This window comes from Microbacterium martis (genome assembly GCF_047246685.1).
Lineage (GTDB): Bacteria > Actinomycetota > Actinomycetes > Actinomycetales > Microbacteriaceae > Microbacterium.
Genome location: NZ_JBFOKT010000005.1, coordinates 1 through 5,653, shown reverse-complemented (window position 1 = coordinate 5,653; position 5,653 = coordinate 1). Strand labels below are relative to the sequence as shown.

At 67.5% G+C, this 5,653-nt stretch carries 7 protein-coding genes and 1 pseudogene; all 8 read left to right on the top strand.

Annotated features, from left to right (window positions below; translation table 11 throughout):
* Positions 1-308, top strand: a pseudogene (locus AB3M90_RS16100) (hypothetical protein); the annotation flags it as partial.
* Complete coding sequence (locus tag AB3M90_RS16095) at positions 308-892, top strand: scabin-related ADP-ribosyltransferase (RefSeq protein ID WP_412953914.1); 585 nt, start codon at positions 308-310, stop codon at positions 890-892. The pseudogene AB3M90_RS16100 and the gene AB3M90_RS16095, both read left to right, overlap by 1 nt.
* Before the next feature lie 31 nt (positions 893-923).
* Complete coding sequence (locus tag AB3M90_RS16090; RefSeq protein ID WP_412953912.1) at positions 924-1,481, top strand: type VII secretion system-associated protein; 558 nt, start codon at positions 924-926, stop codon at positions 1,479-1,481.
* Positions 1,478-1,903 carry a hypothetical protein gene (locus AB3M90_RS16085; protein WP_412953909.1) on the top strand — a complete coding sequence of 142 codons (426 nt, stop codon included), beginning with the start codon at positions 1,478-1,480 and terminating at the stop codon, positions 1,901-1,903. The genes AB3M90_RS16090 and AB3M90_RS16085 overlap by 4 nt, the downstream gene beginning before the upstream one ends.
* Before the next feature lie 34 nt (positions 1,904-1,937).
* On the top strand, positions 1,938-2,636 hold the full coding sequence (locus AB3M90_RS16080; RefSeq protein ID WP_412953906.1) for a WXG100-like domain-containing protein: 699 nt from the start codon (positions 1,938-1,940) through the stop codon (positions 2,634-2,636).
* Between the two features lies 1 nt (position 2,637).
* Positions 2,638-3,360, top strand: coding sequence for a hypothetical protein (locus AB3M90_RS16075; protein ID WP_412953903.1), 723 nt, complete (start codon positions 2,638-2,640; stop codon positions 3,358-3,360).
* Positions 3,361-3,668: 308 nt separating this feature from the next.
* Positions 3,669-4,004, top strand: a complete 336-nt coding sequence (locus AB3M90_RS16070; protein WP_412953901.1) for a hypothetical protein — start codon at positions 3,669-3,671, stop codon at positions 4,002-4,004.
* 631 nt (positions 4,005-4,635) lie between these two features.
* Positions 4,636-5,511: a hypothetical protein gene (locus AB3M90_RS16065; RefSeq protein ID WP_412953898.1), complete on the top strand. Its 876-nt coding sequence runs from the start codon at positions 4,636-4,638 to the stop codon at positions 5,509-5,511.
* Positions 5,512-5,653 lie beyond the last annotated feature (142 nt).

Genomic DNA, 5,653 nt, shown 5'->3' with positions numbered 1-5,653 from the left:
GTCCGATGCTGCTGATCAAGAAGAAGCTGCTCAACGCCGCGGTCGACATCGCGGTCGAGCAGTTGCTCAACCAGCTCCTCCCCATGGCCATCGAGCCCATGGCGGACGAGCTTCCGGCCGTGATCGACGCGATCCTCGACGCGCCGGTCGTCGAGGCGACCGCCGGCGATTCTGACGAGTTCTACGCCGATCTGCAGGCGCTCGAGAACGCACGGTCGTCGCTGAAACTGCACAGCGCCGACATCCAGACGATCACGTCGACGTTCTTCGCCGAGTTCTCGGCGCTCGACTTCGGAGGAGACTCCTGATGGCCGGGATGAAAGGCATCTTCCGCTCGCTGAAGGATGCGGTCCTGCAGGGGATGGGTCACGGCAAGGATCGACTGCACGGCTTCGCCGACAACCTGGACGGCCACCTCGACGACGTGGTCAGGCAGGTGCGCGGCACGGACAGGTTCGAAGCGCCCCCCGCGCTGACCGGCGTCAGCACGAATCGGGTCGATCGCACGACCACCGAGCTGCTCTATCGCTCGGACAACCGGCCGCCGGCCGATATCTTCCGCGACGGCTTCGAGGTGAGAGATCCGAGCAACAACAACTACGACGACTTCGTGCGCTGGAACACCCCGTCGAACTTCGTCAGCACGACGCGCGACCCGGATCTCTACAAGCGCTGGGGGTCTGACTACCGCTACACGATCGACGCCCCCGGCGGCATCGACGCCGACCTCACGATACCCGACAATCCCTTCGGGCCGACGTCGCAGGCACCCGAGGCCGAGGTCTCGTTCCAGGGCGGTGTCGGACCGGAACAGATCTCGGGAGCGCATCCCGTCAAGCCGGACGGGACGCTCGGAACCTGGATTCCGAACCCGGGCTATGGTGGAAAATGACCGCGCACGATTTCGATGACAGGGGCTGCTGATGACCACGCCGCTCGCGCCGCCACCCATCACCGATGCTCTGCGCATGCAGGCTCGCGCGAACCCCAACGAATGGGTCTACGCGATCGATCCCGAGTTCGAGGGCTCGGAGCGCGTGCCTCCCGAGGGCATCGTCGGCGCGTGGCGCGCCGATGAGCGCGGCGAGCTGATCGACGAGTTCGTGCCCAATCCGCGCTACGTTCCGTCTCCGCCCGCTCGGGGTTGGCCGGTGCCGACCTCGAAGCTCGAACGCGTGCTGCAGCTGGTGCGATCCGGGCACGCGCCCGGCGAGCAACTCGACCGCGAGTTCGCGGCATCCGAGGTGTACGTCTATTCCCGCCCCGAAGGCGGCATCTTCGTAGCGCCCGAGGGAGACGGTGGCATCGTCTACGCGTTCACCGATGCCGACAAGGCAGTCGCCTCCGGCTACACCGAGCATGCGGCGATCCGGGGAAGCGCGCTCGCGGCGGCGCTGCCGGCGAACGTGCGGATCGCGCTGAATCCGGGCTCCGAGATCTCGGTGGTCATCGACCCCGAAGACATCGCGAAGAGCGCATGACCGTGCCTGCGCAGAGCATCCGGATGCGCCGGGGAGACGATGTCGTCGACGCGGAGATCTCCTGGCGATCGGCGGATCGCCAGTGGATCGTCCGGCTCGAGTCCGCGGCTGTCGAACCCGTCGAGGAGCACGCGTTCGACGCGTTCGAGGCCCTCTGCCTCGTTCGCGATCGACTCGAGCCGCTCGGCTGGCGCATCGGCGTCGCCGGAGCGCAGTCGGGAGTCTGGCCCAGCGGCATGGCCCGTGATCAGGGGGGCGGACTGCGGGCGTACCGCATGACCGAGGAAGGCGTCGGCGGCCTCGTCGACACCTTCGATCCCGTCGATCCGGCGACGGTCACGACGGTCGCCGCTCAGCGTGCGGAAGCCGACCGCCTGTACGACGCCATCCGGCGTCGGGGCGTGAACGGCGGAGTTCGATAGACGAGATGCGTGTGGAGGAGGTAGCGCTGTGGGAATGATGTTGCCGAACGAGTTGATCTGGGTCATGGAGAAGCTCGGTTTCGAGTGGCCCGACATCGACGAGGATGAACTGCGTCGAGGCGCGGGGATGGTGCGCGTCTTCCGCGACGACCTGGAGAACAAGATCCAGACGATGGATCGCAAGGTGAACGGCGACATCGCCGCGGCGATGCGCGGTCAGGCAGGGCCCGCCTACGTCGGCGCCTGGAACAACAACCGGTCGCAGAACCTCCAGAAGCTCCTCGACCTGCTGGGGCCCGCGCCGACCGGCATCGAGATCGCGGCCGACGCCGTCTTCGCGCTGAAGATGAAGGTCATCGTCGACGTCACGACCACGATGATCGCTCTCGTCGGCATGCTCACCAACCCCGTCACCGCTCTCGGCGCCGGACCGATGCTGCTGATCAAGAAGCGGCTGCTGAACGCCGCCGTCGACATCGCGATCGAGCAGGTTCTCAACCAGGTGCTGCCGATGGTGATCGAACCGCTCACCGAAGAGCTGCCCGGCGTCATCATGGCGGCGCTCGAGTCGCCGATCGTCGAGGCCGTCGCGGGCGATCCCGACGAGTTCTACGCCGACCTGCAGGCGCTCGAGAGCGCTCAGGGCGAGATGGAGCAGCACGCCGCCGACGTCGAGACGCTCACGGAGCGGCTGATGTCGGATCTTGCCAGCCTCAACATCGGGGGAGACTGATATGGGTATCGGAAGCTCGGTCGTCCGGCCGATGAAGAACGCGCTCGACGACATGCCGGTGCATGTGAAGCAGCTCGCCGAGATGTTCCGCAAGCACGGGCGCAAGCAGGACCGCAACACCAGCGAGGTGCAGAACCTCGACTCGGCAGACATCGTGCATCCCCTGCAGAACGCGTGGAGGAGCGACACCGACTGGACGCCGAACGACATCGTGAACGCGGGCCAGGGCAACCGGCCGAACCCCGAGTCCTACCTCGACGCGGACTACATCCAGCAACATCTCGCACGATTCGATGACGGCGCGAGCAGGATCTACTTCTCCGACTCGCTGCACACCTGGGGGCCGGGAAACAGGGGCTCGACCTTCGTCTTTCCCACCTCCGAGCTGCAGACGATCCTCGACGAGACCGGTGGCGACGCGACGCAGCTCGCGATCCGCCTGGGCCTCGACCCGGGAGACTTCTACGACCCGCATGGCAACCCGTGGCCGGTCGAGATCAGGCACTTCGAGCCGTCCGAGCTCGAGAACCTCCGGATTCCGTCCGGCAACGAGGGCGGTGCCAATCCGCAGTGGATCCCCGGAGGATACCTGCCGGCTGGTCTGCCGGAGGCCGTGATCGATGTTCCGGAGACCGCCACAGGGATCGGCGATGTCGCCAACGGCGGCAATGACTACAATCCCGGGATGTGGCCGGGAACCGCTCAGGGACTATCGCTGCACTGATGAATCCCGAACCAGATCTTCGACAGACCCACACCGCATTCGCTCCTGAGGCGATCGCGGAGGGGGCCGTCATCTCGTTCAGTGGAGACACGCTGGTCGTGGGCGGGGATGGGATCGTGCGTGCGGTCGAATCTCGCCTGCTCGACCCGGCTGTCACCGTGGAGCAGCGTGACCAGTGGCTGGCGCCGGCTGTCCCGGTGCTGTCGCGGGGAACGGCGTGGATCGTTCCGCTCTCGTGGGAACCGCCTGGCTCGTCTCGGGACACGCCAGAACGCGAAGCACTCGCGACCCGGGTCAACGAGCTCTGGATGAGCATCCGAAGCGCCTGCTGGCATCGGCACGGTGACCAGGTCTCCATCGATCTCTCGTCGGATGCCGAGCCCTGGAACCGTTACGTCGCGGAGCTCGTGCGCACCGGTGTTCGCCGAGCGGTCTGGTGGCAGTTCGGCGAGGCGGCGCTCGTCCTGGTCGTGCACGGTGATCCGATCCCGTCACCGCCGACGTCGATGGCTCTGCACGTGGTGCCGGTCGGATGGGTGTCGGACCGACGGCCCACACCGCCGAAGAAGATGCCGCCGCTCGACCTGTCGTGGTCGTGGGCCGATGTCGTCGCGCTCGCCGATGTCACCCAGATCGACGGCTGAACGCTGACCGTGAACGGTGCGGGCGCGGTGATCTCCTACAGCGGCGAGACCCTCGTCGCGAGCGGCGCCGATATCGTCGAGGCGGCCTCGGGTCTGCTCGACCGGACGAGCAGAAGCGACCGAGGCGATCGGTGGCTGACCGATGTCGTTCCGGTGCTCGCCCGTGGCTCGGCCTGGATCGTTCCTCTGTTCTCTGCGCCCTCCTCCGGTGACGTCGATGAGGAGGGTCGCCGCACCCTCGATGATCGCGCCAGCGAGCTCGGCCAGAGCATCACGAGTGCCTGCTGGTACAACTACGGCGAACCGCTCGGCGTGGCACTCGTCGGGAGGGCCGAGGGCGGTCGAATCTTCGCCAGCGAGCTCGTGCGGACAGGCGCGAAGGATGCGTCGTGGTGGGCTGTCGGGGACTCTGCTCTGGTCCTGGTCTACTACGGCGAGCCCAGCCCGGCGCCGAAGTCCCGTATGGCTCTGCACGTGGTGCCGGTCGGATGGGTGTTCGGACCGACGGCCCACACCGCCGAAGAAGATGCCGCCGCTCGACCTGTCGTGGTCGTGGGCCGATGTCGTCGCGCTGCACCGAGCCCCCGTCGTTGGATAGCCTTGCAGGGCAGGCGACGGAAGGCTGAGTGCTGTGACCAATGCGATCGGGAGTGTCGACGTGAATGTGATTCCGCGGATCTATGGCGCCAGCGAACTCGGCGTGCTGTCGATCACCGCTCCCGGCCCCGCGCACCCGCGCGTGGAGTACGTCGGCGGCGAGATCTTCCTCGGGCTCGACGACGCCACGAGCGGTGCTCCGATCACCCAGGGCGAGGCGGAGGGGCTCGCCCAGCCGTTCCGCGAGATCGTGGCCTCTCACGTCGCCGCAGCCCGCGGAATCCCGGATGCCGTCGACGGCCTCGTCGTCATCGAAGACGAGGCCGTCGCGGCATCCGTCCTCCTCGATCCCTCACGTCTCGCCGCGTCGTCGCTGCCGGGCACTCCGGTCGTCTTCGGGCTGGCGCGCGACCGGTTCGCCGTCGTCGACGCCGGCGATGAGGCGGCCGTCACCCGCGTGCTCGACCTCGCCGAACAGCTCTACGAGGCCGGCGGTCGCCTCGTGAGCGCCCACCCGATCGTCGTGAACGACGGAGCGTGGGCGCCCTTCCCCTGGCGGGAAAGGCTGCCGTCGCTGGCGATGCGATTCGAGCGGATGCTGCGCCTCTTCAGCGTCCGCGCCTACGAGGTGCAGACGCGCGCCCTGCAGCGGCCCGACGTGCATCTGGCCGATCCGAAGATCCGGGTGCTCGAGAACGGCGTTACCACGACCTTCGCGGCGTGGCCGAAGGGCACCGCGACGCTGCTGCCGGTGGTCGACAACGTGATCGTCGCCGACACCTCGGGGGAGGGCTCGCAGCTCAGCGTGGCAACCTTCGAGCAGTTCCTCACCGCCGGCGGCGACGCCATCGTCCGCACCGGTCTCTCGCCGTTGCGGTACTTCGTGCCGGGCGAGCCGCCGCGCAGCTGACCCCGGGAGCACCCGGGGAGTGCTACCCATGGTGCCTCCGACGCACGGCGACCTACAGTCTGTGCAGGAGGTGTCGCCGTGGGGATGATGTTGCCGAATGAGCTCGTCTGGGTGATGGAGAAGCTCGGGTTCGAGTGGCCGG